At 67.8% G+C, this 18,132-nt stretch carries 18 protein-coding genes; 14 read left to right on the forward strand and 4 right to left on the reverse strand.

What is annotated here, in order from left to right:
- Positions 1–175: 175 nt before the first annotated feature.
- From ABIC51_RS16745 to ABIC51_RS16770, 6 genes are all read left to right on the forward strand, one after another.
- The gene (locus tag ABIC51_RS16745; protein WP_027791009.1) at positions 176–1,228 is read left to right on the forward strand and encodes a helix-turn-helix domain-containing protein; all 1,053 of its coding nucleotides are present in this window, start codon (positions 176–178) and stop codon (positions 1,226–1,228) included.
- The gene (locus ABIC51_RS16750; RefSeq protein ID WP_027791010.1) at positions 1,177–2,493 is read left to right on the forward strand and encodes an Nramp family divalent metal transporter; all 1,317 of its coding nucleotides are present in this window, start codon (positions 1,177–1,179) and stop codon (positions 2,491–2,493) included. The genes ABIC51_RS16745 and ABIC51_RS16750 overlap by 52 nt, the downstream gene beginning before the upstream one ends.
- Before the next feature lie 81 nt (positions 2,494–2,574).
- The gene (locus ABIC51_RS16755; protein WP_060194934.1) at positions 2,575–3,165 is read left to right on the forward strand and encodes a phosphatase PAP2 family protein; all 591 of its coding nucleotides are present in this window, start codon (positions 2,575–2,577) and stop codon (positions 3,163–3,165) included.
- Between the two features lie 480 nt (positions 3,166–3,645).
- Positions 3,646–4,434, forward strand: coding sequence for an SDR family oxidoreductase (locus tag ABIC51_RS16760; protein WP_027791012.1), 789 nt, complete (start codon positions 3,646–3,648; stop codon positions 4,432–4,434).
- Between the two features lie 37 nt (positions 4,435–4,471).
- On the forward strand, positions 4,472–5,488 hold the full coding sequence (locus tag ABIC51_RS16765) for an NADP-dependent oxidoreductase (RefSeq protein ID WP_021157603.1): 1,017 nt from the start codon (positions 4,472–4,474) through the stop codon (positions 5,486–5,488).
- Between the two features lie 208 nt (positions 5,489–5,696).
- Complete coding sequence (locus tag ABIC51_RS16770; protein ID WP_124839073.1) at positions 5,697–6,212, forward strand: thioesterase; 516 nt, start codon at positions 5,697–5,699, stop codon at positions 6,210–6,212.
- Between the two features lie 43 nt (positions 6,213–6,255).
- Here ABIC51_RS16770 and ABIC51_RS16775 read toward each other — a convergent pair whose 3' ends face one another.
- The 4 genes from ABIC51_RS16775 to ABIC51_RS16790 form a co-directional block, all read right to left on the reverse strand.
- The gene (locus tag ABIC51_RS16775) at positions 6,256–7,308 is read right to left on the reverse strand and encodes an AI-2E family transporter (protein ID WP_027791014.1); all 1,053 of its coding nucleotides are present in this window, start codon (positions 7,306–7,308) and stop codon (positions 6,256–6,258) included.
- A 250-nt stretch (positions 7,309–7,558) separates the two neighbouring features.
- Positions 7,559–8,143 (reverse strand): BPSL1445 family SYLF domain-containing lipoprotein, encoded by a 585-nt coding sequence (locus ABIC51_RS16780; protein ID WP_027791015.1) that lies wholly within the window; start codon positions 8,141–8,143, stop codon positions 7,559–7,561.
- A 64-nt stretch (positions 8,144–8,207) separates the two neighbouring features.
- Positions 8,208–8,594 carry an ElaB/YgaM/YqjD family protein gene (locus ABIC51_RS16785; RefSeq protein WP_021157600.1) on the reverse strand — a complete coding sequence of 129 codons (387 nt, stop codon included), beginning with the start codon at positions 8,592–8,594 and terminating at the stop codon, positions 8,208–8,210.
- Between the two features lie 285 nt (positions 8,595–8,879).
- A complete protein-coding gene (locus tag ABIC51_RS16790; protein WP_175898131.1) occupies positions 8,880–10,745 on the reverse strand; it encodes an ExeM/NucH family extracellular endonuclease in 1,866 nt (621 codons plus the stop codon).
- A 204-nt stretch (positions 10,746–10,949) separates the two neighbouring features.
- On the opposite strand from ABIC51_RS16790, the gene ABIC51_RS16795 reads away from it, so the two are divergent.
- The 8 genes from ABIC51_RS16795 (at position 10,950) to ABIC51_RS16830 (ending at position 18,067) form a co-directional block, all read left to right on the forward strand.
- The gene (locus tag ABIC51_RS16795) at positions 10,950–11,303 is read left to right on the forward strand and encodes a YciI family protein (RefSeq protein ID WP_021164040.1); all 354 of its coding nucleotides are present in this window, start codon (positions 10,950–10,952) and stop codon (positions 11,301–11,303) included.
- 125 nt (positions 11,304–11,428) lie between these two features.
- The gene (locus tag ABIC51_RS16800; protein ID WP_027791017.1) at positions 11,429–11,848 is read left to right on the forward strand and encodes a YciI family protein; all 420 of its coding nucleotides are present in this window, start codon (positions 11,429–11,431) and stop codon (positions 11,846–11,848) included.
- A 35-nt stretch (positions 11,849–11,883) separates the two neighbouring features.
- Positions 11,884–12,300 carry a VOC family protein gene (locus tag ABIC51_RS16805; RefSeq protein WP_027791018.1) on the forward strand — a complete coding sequence of 139 codons (417 nt, stop codon included), beginning with the start codon at positions 11,884–11,886 and terminating at the stop codon, positions 12,298–12,300.
- Positions 12,297–13,565 (forward strand): RNA polymerase sigma factor, encoded by a 1,269-nt coding sequence (locus ABIC51_RS16810; RefSeq protein ID WP_027791019.1) that lies wholly within the window; start codon positions 12,297–12,299, stop codon positions 13,563–13,565. The genes ABIC51_RS16805 and ABIC51_RS16810 overlap by 4 nt, the downstream gene beginning before the upstream one ends.
- Before the next feature lie 321 nt (positions 13,566–13,886).
- Positions 13,887–14,309, forward strand: coding sequence for a rubrerythrin family protein (locus tag ABIC51_RS16815; RefSeq protein WP_027791020.1), 423 nt, complete (start codon positions 13,887–13,889; stop codon positions 14,307–14,309).
- Between the two features lie 119 nt (positions 14,310–14,428).
- Complete coding sequence (locus ABIC51_RS16820) at positions 14,429–15,766, forward strand: heterodisulfide reductase-related iron-sulfur binding cluster (protein WP_060083714.1); 1,338 nt, start codon at positions 14,429–14,431, stop codon at positions 15,764–15,766.
- A 31-nt stretch (positions 15,767–15,797) separates the two neighbouring features.
- Entirely contained in the window at positions 15,798–16,379 is a 582-nt protein-coding gene (locus ABIC51_RS16825) for a DUF3501 family protein (protein ID WP_175898101.1), read from the forward strand.
- A gap of 746 nt (positions 16,380–17,125) precedes the next feature.
- A complete protein-coding gene (locus tag ABIC51_RS16830) occupies positions 17,126–18,067 on the forward strand; it encodes a DUF6566 family protein (protein ID WP_027791023.1) in 942 nt (313 codons plus the stop codon).
- The last annotated feature ends 65 nt before the right edge of the window (positions 18,068–18,132 follow it).

An 18,132-nucleotide genomic window follows, 5' to 3' on the forward strand; every position in this document is an offset into this window, starting at 1 on the left:
GGCTAAGATGCCGTCGCTTCATATTTCGGGATAGCCGTCCTGTCGCACGCATTCAAACCAAATATAAGCCTGACAGTTCGACGGTATTAGAAGAAGTCGAAACAAGTCGGGGGCTTGGCCAGTGAATGCAGCAGATCAGAGGTGGGTCGTTATCTATTTGAGTACGGGGTTTTCGTTGGCCCAGGCCGCGCGTATCGGCGAGGCTTTCAATCTGGCGAATCGCCTGCACGCACACAGTGCCGACTATCAGTTGAAGTACGTATCCGAAAGCGGGGGGCTGTTGCAGTCGTCGTCCGGCGTGAGCATCGCGGCCGATCCGCTCGGCGACGAGCACGGTCGCCGCGCGCTCGCGTTCTTTCATCTTCACGGCGACCGTGCGGCCGTCAACTGGGACGACGCATTGCAGCGTCGCCTCACCGACATCCGCCGCCATGCGCGCTGGATCGTCGACGCGATGGACCTGCCGACGCTCGCGGCCATGCAGCGACCGTCGGCGGCGATCGAAGGGCGGCCGGGCCGGGCCGGCCGCCGGGTCGCCACGACGGTCGAGTTGCCGGCCGGGGAAGCCGACGTGTTCGCCGCGGTGCTCGACATGTTCCGCGTCGATCTCGGCGACGGCGCCGCGCAGGAGATCGCCAGCAACATGCTGCGGCCGGTCGAGCAGCGCTATGCGCAGTCGATGTGGGCCTTTCGCGAGCTGAGCGCGAGCCCCTCGATCCGGATGTCGGCGCAGCGGCTGCGCGCGCAGAGCGTGAACCGCATCTCGATCGCGAACGCCGCGCAGGCCGCCGCGATGAGCGAGCGCAATTTCCTGCGGCGCTTCAAGAAGGAGATCGGCGTGACGCCGACCGAATTCGTCCAGCACGTGCGGCTCGAGCGCGCCTGCCACATGCTGGTTCACACGACGCTGCCGGCCGACAAGGTCGCGCGCCGCACCGGGTTCGGCAGCGGCGAGCGGCTCGCGAAGCTGTTCCGCCAGCGCATGCTGATGTCGCCGACCGAATATCGCGTCTCCGAGCGTGAAAGGATCCTCACTCGCGGCGCCCCGCCGGCCGATGCGCACGGGGAGGCCTGCGACGGCGCCGGGGGGCAATGCGCCCCGTGCGCCGCCGCGCGGGAAAAAACCGGACGGATACCCGTAGAATCGTCCTGTCGCGATTTCGATTCCCGGTTTCCATGTCCTTCCTCCCCACCACTGCCACCGCCCCTTTCTGCCCGTCGGAAGTAAAGGGCAGCATCACGATCGATGCCGGCGCGCCGCGCTGGCAGAAGCTCAAGCGCTTCTTCGGCCCCGGCCTGCTGGTCGCGATCGGCTACATGGATCCCGGCAACTGGGCGACCGACATCCAGGCCGGCTCGCAGTTCGGCTATTCGCTGCTGTGGGTCGTCGCGTTCTCGAGCCTCGCGGCGATCTTCCTGCAGATGCTCGCGGCGCGGCTCGGCCTCGTGGCGGGCAGGGATCTCGCGCAGGCCAGCTACGACCGCTACGGGCGGTTCGGCCGCATCGTGCAGTGGGTGACCGCCGAAGTGTCGATCATCGCGTGCGACATCGCGGAAGTGCTCGGCTGCGCGCTCGCGTTCAAGCTGCTGCTCGGCGTGCCGCTCGCGTGGGGGATCGTGCTGACCGCGCTCGACACGGTGATCGTGCTCGGCCTGCAGGGCAAGGGGTTCCGGCAGATCGAGGCGATCGTGCTCGCGCTGATCGCGACGATGGCGTTCTGCTTCGTCGCGCAGGTCGCGATCACGCCGCCCGACTGGCACGCGGTGGCCGGCGGGCTGGTGCCGGGCGATCCGGGCCACGACCGCAAGGACGCGATCGTGCTCGCGCTCGGCATCGTCGGCGCGACGATCATGCCGCACAACCTGTACCTGCATTCGTCGGTCGTGCAGACGCGGCGGGTGGTCGGCGGCGCGCGCGGGGTGATTCGCGACACGCTCGCGCTGGTGCGCATCGATACCTGCGTGTCGCTGTTCGTCGCGATGCTCGTCAACGCGGCGATCCTGATCGTCGCGGGCGCGGCGTTCCATGCGACGGGCCAGCACAACGTGACTGACATCGAGCAGGCCTACAACCTGATTACGCCGATCGCGGGCGGCGCGGCCGCGCTGCTGTTCGGCATCGCGCTGCTCGCGTCGGGGCAGAGTTCGACGCTCACCGGCACGATCGCCGGCCAGGTGATCATGGACGGCTTCCTGCATACGAAGATTCCGTGCTACCAGCGCCGGCTGATCACGCGCGGGCTCGCGCTCGTGCCCGCGCTGATCGGCGTGCTGTGGCTCGGCGACGGTTCGGTCGGGAAACTGCTTGTATGGAGCCAGGTGCTGCTGAGCCTGCAGCTGCCGTTCGCGATGTGGCCGCTGATCCGCTCGGTCAGCGATCGCAACACGATGGGCGAGCACACGATCGGGCGCGGGATGCAGGCCGCCGCGTGGGCGCTGTTCGTCGTCATCACCGGCACGAACCTGCTGCTGATTACCGGTGTCGCGGGCTGATACAGCCTGTCACAGGCTGACACAGTCGCGCGGCGCGCATGCGGTAAACTGCGGCCTTTCGATCGTCGTCCGAAGTCCGTTATGTGGAGTGAAATCAGCAACATCGGCGATGCCGCGCTGACCTTGCCGATCGCGCTGACCTGCGCGGCCTGGCTCGCGCTGACCGACTGGCGCCTCGCCGCCCGCTGGGGCGTGCTGCTCGCCGCCGGCATGGGCGTCGTCGGCGCCACGAAGATCCTGTATGCCGGGTGCGGCATCGAGCTTCCGCAATTCGATTTCCGCGTGATCAGCGGCCATACGATGCTGTCGACGTCGGTGTGGACCGTCGCGCTGTCGATGCTGTGGCAGGCGTTCCGGACGGGCAAGGTGCCCGGCATCGCGGCCGGGCTGGCCATCGGCGCGGTCACGGCCGTCGCGCGCGTGTTCGATCATTCGCATACCGTTCCTGAAGTGATCGTCGGCTGGATGCTCGGCGCGCTGGTCGCGCTGGTGTTCCTGCGCGGCTACGACGGTGCGCGGCAGCGCGCATTCTCGCCGCGCGTCGCGGCCGTCTGCCTGCTGCTCGTGTCAGGCATCGCGTACGGGCACCGCGCGCCGTTCCAGCAGATGATCGACACGCATTCGCCGCAACTCTGCGCGTTCGTGCGCGCGCCGTCGGGCGACGGTTTCTGACGGTCGCCGGCCGCGGTGCGCCGGCGCTGCTTTCCTGCCGATTTCCTTCCGATTTCCTTCCGCATTCGCCCGGCGGTCGCGCGATTCCTCGCCGCCCGTTTTCCCGATTGCTTCCTCGCAAGCGCGGAACGCGACCCTCGCCATGACACGATTCGACGAACCGGCCGGTCTGCGTGACCGGCCGCGCCGGCTTGCGCGTGCGTGACGTCACGCGAAGGTCATGCGTCGAGCCTATGACCGGGCATAACGAATATTCATTTCATCGATCGGCGGCATTCGCGTACGCTGGCTGTCGTTCAACCGGGGCAGGCTGCCCGGCGTGTCCGGCGCGCGTCACGCTCATCTCGATATACTCGCGGAAACCGTGCGGCGCCTCGTGATGGCGACGCATGGTCAACCGGCCCGCGCTGGCGGGAACCGGCACGGAACATCCGTCGCGGCAGCGTTCCGCGACGACGATTCACGATAGGAGATGGTCACATGACAGTCGTTTCTTCGCGCCTTGCCGGCAAGTGCGCATACATCACGGGCGCCGCGGGCGGCCTCGGTCGCGCGATCGCGCGCCGGATGGTCGAACAGGGCGCGCGCGTGTTCGTGACCGACATCGCCGACGCGGCGGTGCTCGACGCGTTCGCGCAGGAACTCAATGCAGGCCATGCGACGCCGGTCGCGTTCGCCGCGACGCAGGACGTGCGCGACGAGGCGCGCTGGCAGGCGCTGCTCGCGCAGGCGGTCGACGCGATGGGCGGGCTGTCGGTACTCGTCAACAACGCGGGCGTCGGCTCGATCGGCTCGCCCGCGCAAATCGAGCTGAACGAATGGCGGCGCGTGATGGCGATCAACGTCGAGAGCATCGTGCTCGGCTGCAAGCATGCGCTGTCGTATCTGGCGGAAAGCCATCCCGCATCGATCATCAACATCTCGTCGGTCGCCGCGTTCAAGGTCGAGCCGGATTTCACCGCGTACAACGCGTCGAAGGCGGCCGTCGCGTCGCTCACGAAGTCGGTCGCGATCGACTGCGCACGCCGCGAGCTCGACGTGCGCTGCAACTCGATTCACCCGGCGTTCATCCGCACGGGCATCGTCGAGCCGCTGTTCCAGACGCTCGGCGAACGCGACGCGACGCGCAAGCTCGCGCGCGGCATTCCACTGCGCCGGCTCGGCGAGCCGGACGACGTCGCGCACGCGGCCGTTTATCTTGCGTCCGACGAGAGCCGCTTCGTGACGGCCGCCGAACTCGTGATCGACGGCGGCATGTGCGCGGTCTGACGCGCATCCCGAACAACAACGACCGGAGGAGAACATCGTGTCCACACCCGTGAACCGCCAACTGCTGCTGAAGACGCGCCCGGAAGGGCGGGTCGGCCGTGAACATTTCTCGCTCGTCGAAGCGCCCGTGCCGGCGCTCGCGGACGGCGAGGTGCTCGTGCGCGTGCTGTACCTGTCGATGGACCCGACCAACCGCGTGTGGATGAGCGACGTGCCGCAATACCTGCCGCCGGTGGCGATCGGCGAGGTGATGCGCGCGCTCGGCATCGGGCGCGTGGTGGCGTCGCGCAACGCGGGTTTCGCGGAAGGCGATCTCGTGCAGGGGCTCGTCGGCTGGCAGGACTACGCGGTCGTGCCGGCCGACCAGGCCGCGCAGCTCGTGAAGCTGCCCGCGCAGTCGGGCCTGCCGCTGCCGACGCTGCTCGGCGCGTGCGGGATGAGCGGACTGACCGCGTATTACGGGCTGACCGACATCGCGCCGGTGCAGCCGGGCGAGACGCTCGTCGTATCGGCGGCAGCCGGTTCGGTCGGCTCGATCGCCGGCCAGATCGGCAAGATCCACGGCGCGCGCGTGGTCGGTATCGCCGGCGGCGCGGACAAGTGCCGCTACCTGACCGAGACGCTCGGCTTCGATGCGGCCGTCGACTACAAGGCCGACGATTTCCGTCAGCAGCTGAAGGCCGCGACGCCGGACGGCGTGCACGTGAATTTCGAGAACGTCGGCGGCGAGGTGATGCGCGCGGTACTGTCGCGGATGGTGATCGGCGGGCGCGTCGCGCTGTGCGGCGTGATCTCGAACTACAACAGCGGCCGCGCGGCGGACGACGTCGGCGTGCTGATCTCGAAGCGGCTGACGATGCGCGGCTTCCTGATCCTCGACTATCGCAAGAGCCGCGAGGCCGTGCAGACGCTCTCGGGCTGGCTGCGCGACGGCCGGCTCAAGGCCGAGGAGACGGTCGCCGACGGTCTCGAAAACGCGCCCGACGTGCTGAATCGCCTGTTCGACGGCGACCATCGCGGCAAGCTCGTGCTGCGCGTCGATCCGGACGCGTGACCGGCCCGCGGCACGGCGTGCGATGTCGTTCGCACGCTGCCGCGAGGGCGTGTCGAACGTGATGCGTTCGATCAACCGGGCCTAAGTTTCGGACTTGTCTCATATATTGTCGGGGCGTGTCTCCCTAAAGTGATTGCCAGCAGATGGCGGCGTGACCGACGCGTCACGTCGCTTTTTTTTTCTGGTTACACGGAAGAGGAGCGTAAACATGCGAAACGACGCGAAGCGGGCGGCATCGGCGGCGACGCGCAATCGAACGGTGCGGCGCGCCGGTACTGTGCCGAGGATGGCGATCGGGCTTGGTGTTGCGCTTGCGATGTCGAGCGCAATGGCGGCCGGGCATGCCGCGCCGGGCGGTATCGTGCGGTTCGCCGGCGCGCTCGTCGATCTCTACGACGTGACGCTCGACGCGCGGTCGGGCGTGGCGGTCCCGGGGCGCGAGGTGGAGAGCGGCGGGGCGGTGGCCACGCTGCGGTTCGATGCACATGGCCGGCGCTTGCCGGGGGCTCATGTGGCGCTGGTCGGGCCCGACGGCGCGCCGTTCGTACCGGATGCCGCATCGGGGGTGCGCGCAACGTGGCGCGATGCGCGCGACGATCGAAGCGTGCCGCTGGTATCGGGCCGCCCGTATCGCGTGGGTCCGTATGGCGGCGTGATGACGCTCGCGGCGGATGACGCGACGGGCGCCGTGGCGCCCGTCGTGATCCGCATTCGTCATCCGTGACGGCGAATGTCCGCAGGGGCGTGGCACGCGGCCACGCGTTGCGTCATTCGCCCTGTTCGGCGCGTGCGTAGATGTCCCAGCTCGCCATGAACAGCGCGGCGACGAGCGGCCCGATCACGAAGCCGGTGATGCCGAACAGCGCCATCCCGCCGAGCGTCGAGATCAGCACGACCCAGTCGGGCATCTTCGTGTCCTTGCCGACGAGGATCGGGCGCAGCAGGTTGTCGACGAGGCCGATCACGCCCACGCAGAACGCGACGAGGATCGCGCATTTCCACACCGCGCCGATCATCAGGAAGTAGAGCGCGGCCGGCACCCATACGAGGCTCGCGCCGATCGCGGGCAGCAGCGACAGGAACGCCATCAGCGCCCCCCACAGCACGACGCCTTCGATCCCGAGGATCCAGAAGATCAGGCCGCCGAGCGCGCCCTGCACGAGCGCGACCGCGATGTTGCCCTTCACCGTCGCGCGCACGACCGTCGTGAACTTGGCCAGCAGCAGGTTCTTGTGCTCGTCGTCGAGCGGAAGCGCGCGGCGCACGCGGCGGCCGATCTCGCCGCCGTCGCGCAGCAGGAAGAACACCATGTACAGCATCACGCCGAAGCTCACGACGAACTGGAAGGTGTTCTGGCCGATGCTGAGCGCCTGGGTTGCCGCGAGCTGGCTGATCTGCGCGGCGCCATCGGTCAGTTTCTTCTGGATGCCCGGGAGGTTGCTCAGGCCGTATTTCTGCAGCAGGTGCTGGATCGACGTAGGCAGCGCGTGGATGATGTCCTGGAAGTACTGCGAATAGTTCGGCTGCGCGGTCTTGATTTCCTGGTACACGTACGCGATTTCCTGCACGAGCGTCGCGGCGACGAACACGAGCGGCAGGATCACGATCAGCACGATCAGCGACAGCGTCACGAGCGCGGCCAGGTTGCGCCGCTTGCCGAAGCGTGCGGCGAGCCACCGCTGCACGGGCTGGAAGAGGATCGCGAGTATGGTGCCCCAGAACACGGCGCCGGAGAACGGCGTGAGAATCCAGCAGAGTCCGACGGTGACCGCGGCCAGCAGGAAATAGAAGAATTTTTGGTGGTCGTGTCCGCTATCCATGGATGACATTCGCGCAGATTGATGCGTGGTTTGATTGAATCTCGTTGCCCCGTGCGCGATCGGTTCGCGATCGTCACGGGTTCCCGGCGCAACGCGCTGCGGGCGGCCATCCGCCGGGCGGCCCGAACCGGAGTATGCCCGCAAAGGTGCCGCCATCATAGCGGCTACGCGCGGCACATGCGAAAACGCCGCGGCCGGGGCCGCGGCGCTGCCGGGAAGCAAACGCGGCGCAACGCCGCGTGCCGCATCGTCAGATGTTGAGCTTCGTGACCTTCGTGCCGTTCACCGACAGGTCGCCCATCAGGCCGGCGTTGGTCAGGATCAGCACCTCGACCGGTGCGGTGGCCGTGTTGGAGTCGACCGCGCCGTTCGCGCCGACCTTCACGACCGCGACCGACGCGTCGGCGCCGGCCGACCAGCCTTCGGACTTGCGGAACGAGTCGAGCGCATCCTGCGTCATGAACAGGAACACGATCGCCTTCGACTGCGCGCCGGCCTGCAGGCCGACCGACAACGACGACGTGTTGTAGTAGCCGACCGTGCTGCCGCCGACGCGCAGCGCGCCGTTGCCGGACTGGCCGCCGACGATGAAGCCGGCCTGCAGCACGCTCGGGAACACGAGCACGCCGCGCGATTTCGCGACGAGTTCACGCGAGCCCGGCACCGTCGAATAGAGACGCGAGAGCGTCGCGTTGACGCTGGCGTCGATCGACTGGCGCTTCGACGCGCTGGCCGCGGCGCCCTCCGGCTTGTCCGGGGTGGTCGTGCAGCCGGCGAGCGCGAGGCTGCCGAGCAGGACGGCGGCGGCGGCTTTCATGGCAAAGGTCTTCTGCATGGCGTTTCTCCTTCTTTGTCTGATTGATGACGGACGGGGCGGGCGGCGGGACGGCCGGCTCCGTTCAACGGCGGGCAAGGAGCAGGCCCGCAACGAACGCGAGGCCGGCAACGACGCCGGCGGTTTGCCACGGGTTGTCTTGCACGACCTGCGACACGCGTTCGGCGGAATCGCGCAGCCGGGCGGCTGCGCTGCCCGACGCATGGTCGAGCGCGCCGCGTGCTTCATCGAGCCTGGATTGCACGCGCTTGCGCAGCGCGGCGATATCGCCGTCGCCGTCGTTTTTCAGCAGATCTTCGAGTTCATCGACCAGCCCGCGCAGATCGTCGGTGACGTCGGCATGCAGGTCGCGGGCGGCCGAGCGCGTCGTGCGTCCCACGCGCCGGCCCGTGCGACGAATGTCGGACAGGCCGCGGTCCAGCTTGTGTTCGATCGAGTCAGTGAGCGCCATGGTGTTTATCCTCCTTCGATTCAAGGCCAATTTGAAGATAAGACGAATCGCAGCAACTAATGTGATTCGCTTGGCCCGGTTGAGTTTCGAGACAAATTTTCAATTCGTTGGCGGAATTGCCTGGAAGCCCCGCCACGCGGGGCCGCGCGAAGATTGAAAAAAATTCTCAAATGGGCGAAACGCGTGCAACAAGAAGCGATATGAAGTGAATGCCCGGTAAATATGGCGTCGCCCGGGGTACCAGGTAAATAGTGCCATTGCAGGCGATGGGCTGATGCAAATGCACTAATCGACGCCGTACGGGCGAGCAGGGTTTGTGCCTGCGACCGGCATTCGCGGGCCGTTGTCCAGTGCGAGGTCGACGACGACGGGATCGTGGTCCGACGATCGATACGCGTCGGGTGCGTAATAGGACGACCGAAGTGCGGCCGTTTTGTAATCGGGCACGGGTTGCAGTGCAAACGGCTCATCGGCGTTGATGTGCCAGACGTGCACGGCTTTGACGCGCGCGGTCAGGGCCGGCGTCGCGAGCGCGTGATCGAGGCTGCCGGCCTCGCCGCGAAATACGTAGCTGTACGCAGCATCGCCGACGAAGCGCGCCACCAGGTTCGCGTAGCCGCGCGACTCGAGCGCGCGAACCGGATCTTCCTTCGCGTAGCTGTTCAGGTCGCCGACCAGCAGTACGCCATCGGCCGCGGCACCGGTCGGCGATCCGGCGAGCCAGTCGGCGATGCGCACGGCGGCCCGCGTGCGCGCCGCGTTCCAGCAGCCCTGGCCGTCCGACCGGTCGAGATCGGCGCCGGTCGCGTCCGGGCAGTTCTTCGATTTCAGGTGATTGACCGCGACCGTCATCGCGCGCGTGCCGCCGATGCGCCGGAATGTCTGCGCGAGCGGCGGGCGATGCCGGCCGCCGAGCGAGACGGTCGCGGCGCGGCCGACCGGCTCGATCGTGCGGCTGTCGTACAGCAGCGCGACCGCGATTGCATCGCGGCCGAGCCGTGCAGTGCCGGGATCGACCGCGCGCCAGCCTTCGCCAAGCCGCGCGGCGAGACGCCGCACGGCGCTCGCGTCGCCGTGGCCGTTGTTCGCGATTTCCATCAGCCCGATCACGTCGGCGCGCAGCGCGCGCAATGCCGCAACGATCTTCGCCTCCTGCCGCGCGAACGCGGCGGGCGTTTTCGCTCCTCGGCCGGCCGGGGCATCGAATCCGCCGCCGTGCCCGTCACCATTGAAATAGTTGAATACGTTGAACGACACGATGCGCGCGTCGGCATCGGGATGACGGGCCGGCGCATCGGTACGCGGGTTCGAGGCGGCATCGAAGAGCAGCGCCGCGCCGGCCACCGGTTGCAGCCGCCATGCGCCGTAGCGCAGTTCGAGCACACCCTCGACGCCGCGCACCGTGTAGCCCGCGCGCAGCGTGTTGGCGGCGCTGAGCGCGGGGGGCGGATAGCGCACGGTTGCGGGGTCGCGGCGGTTCGAGCCGTCGTCGAGCACGATGCGGTTGCGTGCGTTGGCTGCCGCGAGCGCGGCGGCCTCGGCCGGCGGTGCGATGTGGGTCGGGATGCGCAGCCGGCCGTGGCTGAGGACGACGCTGCCGTAGCGGCCGAGTGCGTGGGTATCGCTGACCGTCAGCGTTTGCGGCAGGCGCACGCGCATGCCTTCATGCGCGGCCAGCACCGATAGCGTGGCGACCGGCAGCGTGAGCGTCGCCGGGGTGACGGTCTGCCCGCGTGCGCAGACCGTCATGCCGCCCGACAGCGTGAATTGCGTCCGGCCGTATCGCTCGTCGACGCGGCCCGTGAGATGCACGAGATCGCCGGCCTTCGCACGCGCGTTCGGTGCGTACACGAACACGCCTTCCGGGACGCCCGGCCGGTGCCGTCGCTGTGCGTCGGCCTGCTGGACGAAGAAGCCGCCCAGGCCGTCGGCACCGGCGAATGCCGCGGTGACGACCGCTTCGATCGAGGTCGTTTGCCCGGCCAGCGGCGACGGGCCGCTGGCGCCGCGGAGGTCGGCAATCGGCGTGGTTGCGCCGCCGCAGCCGGCGCTGACCGGCGGCGCGGCCGCGGCGGGCCCGGCGAGGAGGGCGAAGAGGGCGAAGAGGACGATGAACGCCGCAACGGCAGGCGGCGAAAGCAGGCGTGACATGGGGCGGTCCACAGGAACAAAATCCGACGATTCGGGAAAGCATCTTGACGGCAAAATGTCAGGAAGCGGCCAAATTGGCCGTCCGGCCAGTGTGCCGATCGGCCGACGATGCAAGGCGCACGGCGGCTGTTACGCTTTTGCATCGGCGGCGCATCCCGATCGCGCAGCACACGCTGCCGCGCCCCGTTCCCACAGGAGAAATCCATGTCTTACATGCTGTTGATTGTCGAGCCGACCGACCAGCGCGCCGAGCGCACGCTCGACGAAGGCCAGGCGCTATACGCGCGGATGGTCGATTTCGCCGAGACGCTGAAGGCGCGCGGTGTGCTGCGCGGTGTCGAGTCGCTGGAGCGTTCCGAGCGCGGCACGCGCGTGCAGGTGCGCGACGGCGAGACGCGCCTGCTCGACGGCCCGTTCGCGGAGGTGAAGGAGATGGTCGGCGGCTTCTTCCTCGTCGACGTCGACACCCGCGAGGAAGCGATCGAGATCGCGCGCCAGTGCCCGGCCGCGCAATGGTGCACGGTCGAGGTGCGCGCGGTCGGCCCGTGCTTCCTGTGAATGCCGCGACTCGGTATTTACCCTGATTGGTTGCGGAACGTGTCGATCCGGGCGTCTTCCGGCCGTCGTCCGGATAAGGCGCCGCCGAACGGGCGCCGCCTTCCACCGATGACAAGGAGTAAACGATGCGATTCATGATCATGATCCGGGCGAACGCCGTCAGCGAATCCGACGCGTTGCCGGACAACCGGCTGGTCGAAGCCATGACCGTCTACCACGAGGAGCTGGCCAAGGCCGGCGTGCTGCTCGACGCGAACGGGCTGCGGCCGAGCGCGCGCGGCTGGCGCGTGCGCTACACGGGCGGCAAGGGCACGGTGATCGACGGCCCGTTCGCCGAAACGAAGGAGCTGATCGCCGGCTATACGCTGATCCAGGTGCGTTCGCGCGACGAGGCGCTCGAATGGACGCGCCGGTTCCCCGCGCCGTTCGGCGCCGAAATGGATTGCGAGATCGAGGTGCGGCCGCTGTTCGAGCTCGACGACCTCACCCCGAGCGACGCGGTCGAGCGGTTCCGCGATCTCCACGTCGGTCGCACCCAGGCCTGAATCCACCCGAATCCAAGTTCACCGGAGCATCCGTCATGCACAAGATGGTTTTCATCAACCTGCCCGTGGCCGACCTGCCGCGCGCGAAGACGTTCTACCAGGCACTCGGTTTCGAGGTCGTGCCGGCCTATACCAACGAACAGGCCGCCTGCATCAAGATCAGCGACACGATTTTCGCGATGCTGCTCGTGCGGCCGTTTTTCCAGACCTTCACCGCCAAGACCATCGTCGATCCGGCGACGCAGGTGCAGGCGCTGACGTGCCTGTCGTGCGACAGCCGCGCGGAGGTCGACGCGATCGTCGCGAAGGCGCTCGCGGCCGGCGGGTCCGCGCCGCAGGCGCCGCGCGAGTATCCGAACATGTACGGCCACGGGTTCGACGATCCGGACGGCCATGCATGGGAGCTGATGGCCATGCCGCTGGATGCGTCCGCCCAGGGGCAGGCGTCGTGACGCTCGAGGCGACTCACCGTGCGATCGAAGCGGTCTGGCGGATCGAGGCGCCCAAGATCATCGCGCGCGCCGCGCGCGTGGTGCGCGACGTCGGCGTGGCCGAGGAGCTGGCGCAGGACACGCTCGTCGCGGCGCTCGAGCACTGGCCCGTCGACGGCGTGCCCGACAACCCGGCCGCGTGGCTGATGACGGCCGTGAAGCGCCGCGCGCTCGACCGGGTCCGGCAGGAGTCGCTCCACGCGGCGAAGCGCGACCAGCTCGGCCACGAGATGGACGCGCTCGAAGCGCATGTCGTGCCCGACATCGCGGATGCGCTCGCCGACGCGAGCGACGACGACATCGGCGACGATCTGCTGCGGCTGATCTTCACGTCGTGCCACCCGGTGCTGTCGACCGATGCGCGCGTCGCGCTGACGCTGCGGCTGCTCGGCGGGCTGACGACGGGCGAGATCGCGCGCGCGTTCCTGACGCCCGAGCCTACGATCGCGCAGCGGATCGTGCGCGCCAAGCGCACGCTCGCGGCCGCGCACGTGCCGTTCGAGGTGCCGGCCGCCGATGCGCGGCCCGCGCGGCTCGCGTCGGTGCTCGAAGTGATCTATCTCGTGTTCAACGAAGGCCACGCGGCGACCGCGGGCGACGACTGGACGCGCCCGGCGCTGTGCGACGAGGCGCTGCGGCTCGGCCGCGTGCTGGCCGGGCTGGCGCCGGACGAGAGCGAAGTGCTCGGGCTCGTCGCGCTGATGGAACTGCAGGCGTCGCGCATGCACGCGCGCACCGACGCGCAGGGCCGGCCCGTCCTGCTGCTCGACCAGGATCGCAGCCGCTGGGATCCGCTCTTGATCCGGCGCGGCCTCGCGGCGCTGGAGCAGGCGGCGAAGCTCGGCGGCGTGCGCGGGCCGTATGCGTTGCAGGCTGCGCTCGCCGCCTGCCATGCGCGTGCGCGGCAGGCGGCGGACACGGACTGGGCGCAGATCGTCGCGCTGTACGACGCGCTCGCCGAGGTTGCGCCGTCGCCGGTCGTCGAACTGAATCGCGCGGTGGCCGTCGGGATGGCGTTCGGGCCCGCCGCGGCGCTCGAACTCGTCGACGTGCTGCGCGACGATCCGGCGCTTGCGCGCTATCACTGGCTGCCGAGCGTGCGCGGCGATCTGCTCGCGAAGCTCGGCCGCGCCGATGAGGCGAAGATCGAGTTCCGGCGTGCGGCGGAACTGACCCGCAACGAGCGCGAGCGCGAATTGCTGCTCAGGCGCGCGACCGACGCGTGAGGCGCACGGCGCGCACGCAGCACGCAGCACTCACACGCAGTACGCACACGCACACGCGAACGCGAACGCGTACCCCGCACACGCGTACCCCGCACACGCGTACCCCGCGCACGCGTACCCCGCGCACCACCCCGCGCACCACCCCGCCGCGCAACGCGCCGACTATCGTCCGGATTGAAAAAGCCTATTGGGGGATGCGAACGCGAGCGCCTAGATTGAAGAGCACGATGCGCGCGCCGCGCCGCGGCGCACGCATCGTTCCCCACATACCTGATCGGCCCGGCTTCGCACGCGGCCGCGCCGACTCGAACGGAGGCGCAAATGGCTCAACTCAAGGGCAGCAAAACCGAAGAGAACCTGAAGGCCGCATTCGCGGGCGAATCGCAGGCGAACCGGCGTTATCTGTATTTCGCTTCGAAGGCTGACGTCGAAGGCCAGAACGACGTCGCCGCGCTGTTCCGCTCGACCGCCGAAGGCGAAACCGGCCATGCGCACGGCCATCTCGAATACCTGGAAGCCGTCGGCGATCCGGCAACGGGCTTGCCGTTCGGTTCATCGCGACAGAATCTCGAATCGGCGATCGCCGGCGAAACGCACGAATACACGGACATGTATCCGGGCATGGCGAAGACGGCGCGCGACGAGGGCTTCGACGAAATCGCGAACTGGTTCGAGACGCTGGCGAAGGCCGAACGCAGCCACGCGAACCGCTATACGAAGGCGCTGGACAGTCTCGTCGACTGACGGGCCGCCGCGGGCCGCACGGCAGGCCGTGCGACCGGCAAGCGGCCGGCTGTTCGTTCATCGCTGCCCGCATCGCGCGGGCGGCGCTGGCGCGCATGCGCGCCACGCTGGAGCGCCCCATGCCCCACAAGGAAGGCAGTCTCGAAGCCCCGACCCGGCATCCGCTCGACTGGCAGTCGGACGCGTTCTACGACCAGGCCGCGATCGACGCGGAAATGACGCGCGTGTTCGACATCTGTGCCGGATGCCGGCGCTGCGTGTCGCTGTGCGGCGCGTTTCCGACGCTGTTCGACCTGGTCGACGACACGCCGATGGGCGATATCGAGGAAGTGCCGAAGGCGGCGTTCGGCAAGGTCGTCGACCAGTGCTACCTGTGCGACCTCTGCTACATGACGAAATGCCCGTACGTGCCGCCGCACGCATGGAACGTCGACTTCCCGCACCTGATGCTGCGCGGCAAGGCCGCGCGCTACAAGCGCGGCGAAGCCACGTTGCGCGACAAGGTGCTGTCGAACACCGACGCGCTCGGTCATTTTGCCGGCATCCCGATCGTCACGCAGGCGGTGAACGCGGTGAACCGTACGCCGCCCGCGCGCCATGCGCTCGAAGCGACGCTCGGCGTCGATCGCCATGCGTGGCTGCCGGAATTCGCGCCGCGCAAGTTCCGGCGCGCGGCGAAACCGTCGGACGGCCTGCCCGTGCGCGACGGCGAACGCACGCCCGGCAAGGTCGCGATCTACGCGACCTGCTACGTGAATTTCAACGAGCCGGGCATCGGCCACGACCTGCTCGCGATCCTCGCGCACAACGACATCCCTTACGAGCTCGTCACGCGAGAAGCCTGCTGCGGAATGCCGCTGCTCGAGCAGGGCAATCTCGCCGGCGTGGCCGCGAAGAAGGACGTGAACCTGCCTGTGCTCGAACGTTATGCGCGCGAAGGCTATGCACTGATCGGCGCGATTCCGAGCTGCGTGCTGATGTACAAGAGCGAGCTGCCGCTGATGTTCCCCGGCGACGCCGCGGTGCGCGCGGTGGCCGACGCATTCTGGGATCCGTTCGAATACGTGATCGCGCGGCATCGCGACGGGTTGCTGAAGACCGATTTCAAGACGGGCCTCGGCACCGTGTCGTATCACGTGCCGTGCCATGCGCGCGTGCAGAACATCGGTCGCAAGACGGCCGACGCGCTGTCGCTCGTGCCCGATACGCGCGTGAACGTCGTCGAGCGCTGCTCGGGCCACGCGGGCACGTTCGGCGTGAAAAAGGAGTTTCATGCGGACGCGATGCGGATCGGCGGGCCCGTGTTCAAGGCGATGGCCGAGCCGCAGCCGGATTTCGTGTCGTCGGACTGCGCGCTGGCCGGCCATCACATCGTGCAGGGCATCGACGACAACGGGCTGCCGTCCGCGCCGCTCGCGCATCCGCTCACGCTGCTGCGCCGCGCGTACGGCATCTGAGCCGCCGCCGGCCGACCCACGAGGACATCCCATGACGTTGACCCGCGACTCCCTGCTGACGCTCGAAGCGTACGCGAAGATCCGCAAGGCCGAACATGCGCGGCTGGTCGCGTACAAGCGCCGCCGCGCGGTGGCCCTCGGCAACCACCTGCGCTTCCTGTTCGAGGACGAGACGACGATCCGCTATCAGATCCAGGAGATGCTGCACATCGAGAAGATCTTCGACCAGGCCGGCATCGAAGGGGAGCTGGAAGCGTATCTGCCGCTCGTGCCCGACGGCACGAACCTGAAGGCGACGATGCAGATCGAGTACGAGCACGATGTCGAACGGCGCGCGGCGCTCGCGCGGCTGATCGGTGTCGAGGATCGCGTGTACCTGCAGGTCGACGGGCACGCGCGCATCTACGCGATCGCCGACGAGGATCTCGAGCGCGACAACGCCGAGAAGACGTCGGCCGTGCACTTCGTGCGCTTCGAGCTTGACGCGCCGATGCGCGCGGCGCTCAAGGGCGGGGCGGCGCTGTCGATCGGCTGCGATCACCCGGCCTACACGATGCCGGCGCAGCGCGTGGACGCGGACGTGACCGCATCGCTGGCCGGCGATCTGCGCTGACGCATTCGCCGCACGTCAGCCGCACGTCCGGTGCGTCCCGAGCACCGGTTTCCATTTTTTCCGTTCCGACCCGAAACGCGATCTCCACGCGCGGCGCGGCGCGTTTCGCTCGCCTGTCTCCGCGAAGATGTAACAGGCGTCACGAACTTGCATGCAGCGAAAGACGTGCATCGCACGTCACCGGGCTTTCATCACTCGCAGAGAAACAATAAAAAGATTGTGCACGGAGATAATTAAAATCGGCGAAATTTGAATGATTTACCGATTCGTGAATATCTTGTTACGCTTTTTTCCCTGATTTACCGATGTTGGGCAGCAATGCGCGGGATTGTTGCCGGCAGGGGTCGGAGCGACCCGAAAATGCCCATTCGCGGGCATTCTTCATACGCTGTAGAGCCCCGCCAGACGGGCCTTTGCAGCGTCGGGCATAAAGATCCCGCAAAAAAATTCAAGCGTAAATACATTACGCACCCTTGGCAGGTTGTTTCAGTGCGTAACATTAAGTCATTGTCATATTGAGATAAACCCTAGGGATGGTATGCTTCGTGCACAAAAATTCCCACATTGGAGTGAGACCGTGATTTGTGCGCCATTGCCGGGAATGGCGGCACCGTGAAAGTGCGGTGTCGCACCGGCATGCACAACACCGGATAAGCATAATGTGCAACCTGGCCGCCCCGCGACGCGATGTGTCGCGATGGCGCCGCCAATCGCAGCCCCGGCCTGGCTGCGTGGAGAGATCTACTATGTTCTTCGATGAGCTTACCGATGAAGAGTGGTTTCGTCTTTCAACGCTGATCGCCGATGAACCCATCCGGCTGAACCGTCGTGGGCGTCCGCGTGCCGAACCGCGCGTCGTCGCCAACGCGGTGCTCTGGATCCTGACGACCGGTGAAGCCTGGTCGAAGCTGCCCGGTCGTTATCCGTCCGGGCCGACGTGCCGTCGCCGTTACGAGGAATGGCTGGCGTCCGGCACGCTGCTGCAGATGATCGACGTGCTGACCCAGTTCAGCGGGCGCACGTTCGCGTATATCCCGCCGCCGCCGGTGCCGGTCGTGCCCGCACGCCGTGCCGAGCCCGTGCCCGACAACGATCGCTTGCGCGGCGTGTTCTGGCAAAACCCCGAGTCGTGGCAATTGCCGGTCGCGCACGCAAACGTTTGGGATGGCGAAGGCGCGTCGCAGTCGTCCATGCAGGACGACGCCGAAGCGCGGCCGTCCGACGCGTCGTTCGTGGTGCCGGGCGCGCGATCGGTGGAGTTGCGCCATGCGCGTGCGTCGTCGGCGAGCTTCGCCGCGGCCGAACCGCAAGTCGACGAGTATCGCGGCTATACGATCCGCGGCATCGCGCAGCCCGTGCAGAACCTGATGTATCGCGCGTGGGCCGAGATCTCGCAGGACGAGCGGCGCGTCGAGCGTTCGGGCCTGATCGGCCCGCGCTTCACCGATGCCGAGGAAGCCGAGCAGTTCGCGCTCGACTGGGCACGTCAGTGGATCGATCGCCATGGCGCGAGCGACGAACCGGCACGCGCGCCGCAAGGCGAGGTGCTGGCCGGCCTGTCCGCGCTCGCGCGTGCGGAGTCGGACATCAAGCGCTTCATCGCCGAGCGTCACACGGGCGCGCTGTCCGAAAGCCGCAACGATCCGGTGCAGCAGGAGCGTCGCGAATACGTGTACCGCGTAGGCTGATCGCCGCACCGGTGAAACGGGCGGGCCGTCGTGTGCCACGACGCCCGCGCGGAAGCCTCGTCTTT

Origin of the sequence: Burkholderia sp. 572, from assembly GCF_040545135.1 — a bacterium.
GTDB classification, from domain to species: Bacteria; Pseudomonadota; Gammaproteobacteria; order Burkholderiales; family Burkholderiaceae; genus Burkholderia; species Burkholderia cepacia.

What these genes read in the sequence shown, in the direction of transcription:
- ABIC51_RS16750 (WP_027791010.1), top strand. Translation starts at nt 1,177, where the DNA reads ATGTCCTTCCTCCCCACCACTGCCACCGCCCCTTTCTGCCCGTCGGAA.
- ABIC51_RS16755 (WP_060194934.1), top strand. Translation starts at nt 2,575, where the DNA reads ATGTGGAGTGAAATCAGCAACATCGGCGATGCCGCGCTGACCTTGCCG.
- ABIC51_RS16815 (WP_027791020.1), top strand. Translation starts at nt 13,887, where the DNA reads ATGGCTCAACTCAAGGGCAGCAAAACCGAAGAGAACCTGAAGGCCGCA.
- ABIC51_RS16820 (WP_060083714.1), top strand. Translation starts at nt 14,429, where the DNA reads ATGCCCCACAAGGAAGGCAGTCTCGAAGCCCCGACCCGGCATCCGCTC.
- ABIC51_RS16770 (WP_124839073.1), top strand. Translation starts at nt 5,697, where the DNA reads ATGCGAAACGACGCGAAGCGGGCGGCATCGGCGGCGACGCGCAATCGA.
- ABIC51_RS16805 (WP_027791018.1), top strand. Translation starts at nt 11,884, where the DNA reads ATGCACAAGATGGTTTTCATCAACCTGCCCGTGGCCGACCTGCCGCGC.
- ABIC51_RS16780 (WP_027791015.1), bottom strand. Translation starts at nt 8,143, where the DNA reads ATGCAGAAGACCTTTGCCATGAAAGCCGCCGCCGCCGTCCTGCTCGGC.
- ABIC51_RS16825 (WP_175898101.1), top strand. Translation starts at nt 15,798, where the DNA reads ATGACGTTGACCCGCGACTCCCTGCTGACGCTCGAAGCGTACGCGAAG.
- ABIC51_RS16830 (WP_027791023.1), top strand. Translation starts at nt 17,126, where the DNA reads ATGTTCTTCGATGAGCTTACCGATGAAGAGTGGTTTCGTCTTTCAACG.
- ABIC51_RS16790 (WP_175898131.1), bottom strand. Translation starts at nt 10,745, where the DNA reads ATGTCACGCCTGCTTTCGCCGCCTGCCGTTGCGGCGTTCATCGTCCTC.
- ABIC51_RS16785 (WP_021157600.1), bottom strand. Translation starts at nt 8,594, where the DNA reads ATGGCGCTCACTGACTCGATCGAACACAAGCTGGACCGCGGCCTGTCC.
- ABIC51_RS16795 (WP_021164040.1), top strand. Translation starts at nt 10,950, where the DNA reads ATGTCTTACATGCTGTTGATTGTCGAGCCGACCGACCAGCGCGCCGAG.
- ABIC51_RS16775 (WP_027791014.1), bottom strand. Translation starts at nt 7,308, where the DNA reads ATGGATAGCGGACACGACCACCAAAAATTCTTCTATTTCCTGCTGGCC.
- ABIC51_RS16800 (WP_027791017.1), top strand. Translation starts at nt 11,429, where the DNA reads ATGCGATTCATGATCATGATCCGGGCGAACGCCGTCAGCGAATCCGAC.
- ABIC51_RS16760 (WP_027791012.1), top strand. Translation starts at nt 3,646, where the DNA reads ATGACAGTCGTTTCTTCGCGCCTTGCCGGCAAGTGCGCATACATCACG.